This is a genomic window from Dapis hubbardiae BLCC-M172 (assembly GCF_050016015.1).
Lineage (GTDB): Bacteria > Cyanobacteriota > Cyanobacteriia > Cyanobacteriales > Microcoleaceae > Trichodesmium.
In genome coordinates this window covers 1-2,403 of the sequence record NZ_JBNHEQ010000188.1, presented here as the reverse complement: position 1 = coordinate 2,403, position 2,403 = coordinate 1, and the positions used below count along the sequence as shown (strand labels likewise).

Genomic DNA, 2,403 nt, shown 5'->3' with positions numbered 1-2,403 from the left:
TTTTTGTGTAAGTCCTATGTAAGTAGGTATGTCTAATTAAATGGTAAAAAAATTGTAGGGGTGGGTTTAAGCAAAAGCCTTGATTTAAGAGCAATCTAGTTCTAAAAACCCGCCTTCTAAGAGATTGAATATATCAGGAAATATAAAATGAGATAGGGAATAGGGAGTAGGGAGTAGGGAGGAAGAAATCAACACAAATATTCTCACTTCACTCATCTAGGAATATATTTACCGAATAATTAATAATTAAGATTTGATAGTCAATAATTAATTATTAATTCAACAATTAAGGTTTAAAGCCTCCCCTTTTCAAGAGGATAAATCAAAAAAAATTCCTTTTAGCCAATCCCCTTCTTGAAAGAAGGGGTAATTATTAATTATTAAATTATTAATTGTTCATTGTTAATTGCTGAACTAATATCTCTCTACCTACTGGATTTCAATTCTTTGAAGTACTACCAATTTTGGATTTTAGTAACTATTCATTCTCTTAATACTTAGAGGTTGAATGTATCAGGAAATATGAAAGAAGAAGATAGGGAACAGGGAACACTTAACTGGTATGGAGGGAATAGGGAATAGGCAAAAAAACAATTATTTGTTATCAGGAACTTCATCAGAACTGATTGAGTATGAATAGTCATACCTTCTCTCTCTGTAGAGTTATTTCAATCCCTTGCCTTATTCAAGCTTTAAGATTGAGTTGTGAAACTTTTTTATTAATACTTATTTTACAGACAGTCTCTTATTTAACAAACAGTCTATAATATTAAGAACCTTTATGCTAACCTACTTGCTAAAATTGGGTTTTGCTAAAAAGATAAAGGATATTAGTATCATTCAATAATTCTAGTTTTTCCTATTATATATTTCCTCAAAATTAATATGAGTCAAGACGTAATTATATTATGGTATCGTAACGACCTACGCATCCATGACCATGAACCACTATATAAAGCACTAAAAGCTAATTCTCAAATTATTCCTATTTATTGTTTAGACCCAAGGCAATTTGGTCAAACAAATTTTGGCTTTCCTAAAACAGGCGTATTTAGAGCAAAGTTTTTACTAGAAAGTATTGTTGATTTGCGTAACAGTCTACAAAAATTAGGTAGTAATTTAGTTATTTTTCAAGATAAACCAGAAATAGCAATTCCTAGATTAGCTGAACAATTATCTGCTAAATCTGTATTTTTTCATCAAGAAGTTACTGCCGAAGAAGTTAAAGTAGAAAGAGCAGTTCATCAGGCGCTAAAACAAATTGGAGTTAAATTAAAATCATTTTGGGGTTATACACTTTACCATCCAGATGATTTACCTTTTGAGATTAACCAATTACCAGAATTATTTACTAATTTTCGCAAAGATGTAGAGAAAAATTCTAGTGTAAATCCTACATTTCCAACTATTCAAAAATTACCATCTTTACCAGAAATTGAGATAGGAGAATTACCCACATTATCTGATTTAAACCTAGAAATACCACCACTAGATTCACGGGGAGTTTTAGAATTTAAAGGGGGAGAAACTGCTGCTAAGGAAAGAGTAAAAAATTACTTTTGGCAGCAAGACTGTTTAAAAGTTTATAAGGAAACAAGAAATGGAATGTTAGGGGCAAATTATTCTTCTAAATTTTCCCCTTGGTTAGCATTAGGATGTTTGTCGCCTCGTTATATTTATGAACAAGTTAAAGAATATGAATATCAAAGAGTTAAAAATCAATCAACTTATTGGTTAGTTTTTGAGTTACTTTGGCGAGATTACTTCCGATTTATTTGTCAAAAACATGGGAATAAAATATTTCATAAATCTGGTTTACAAGGTGTAGTTATTCCTTGGCAAGAAGATTGGGAAAAATTTCAAAAGTGGCAAGCAGGTAAAACAGGATTTCCTCTAGTAGATGCTAATATGTGTGAACTTTTGGCTACAGGGTTTATGTCAAATCGTGGTAGACAAAATGTTGCTAGTTTTCTGACTAAAAATTTAGGAATTAATTGGCAAATGGGAGCTGAATGGTTTGAGTCTTTACTAATAGATTATGATGTTTGTAGTAATTGGGGAAATTGGAATTATACTGCTGGAGTTGGAAATGATGCGCGAGTTTTTCGCTATTTTAATATTATTAAACAGGCAAAAGATTACGACCCTGAAGGAAAATATGTGAAATATTGGTTGCCAGAATTAGGAAAAGTGCCTGCTGCTAAAGTACACGAACCTTGGAAATTATTGTCTGTTGAACAAGATAGATTTGGTGTAAAAATAGGGGTAGATTATCCACAAACAATTGTTGATTTATGGCAGTCGGTTAAGGAGAATGAAAAAATTTATAATACAGCATTAAATATTACAGAAGGAAGAAGGAAGAAGGAAGAAGGAAGAAGGAAGAAGGAAGAAGGAAGAAGG

Annotated in this window: 1 protein-coding gene; it reads left to right on the top strand. The window is 31.5% G+C overall.

The annotated features are described in order from the left end of the window. Positions 1 to 885: 885 nt before the first annotated feature. On the top strand, positions 886 to 2,403 hold a 1,518-nt coding region (locus ACP6PK_RS16955; protein WP_426561068.1), incomplete at its 3' end, for a DASH family cryptochrome.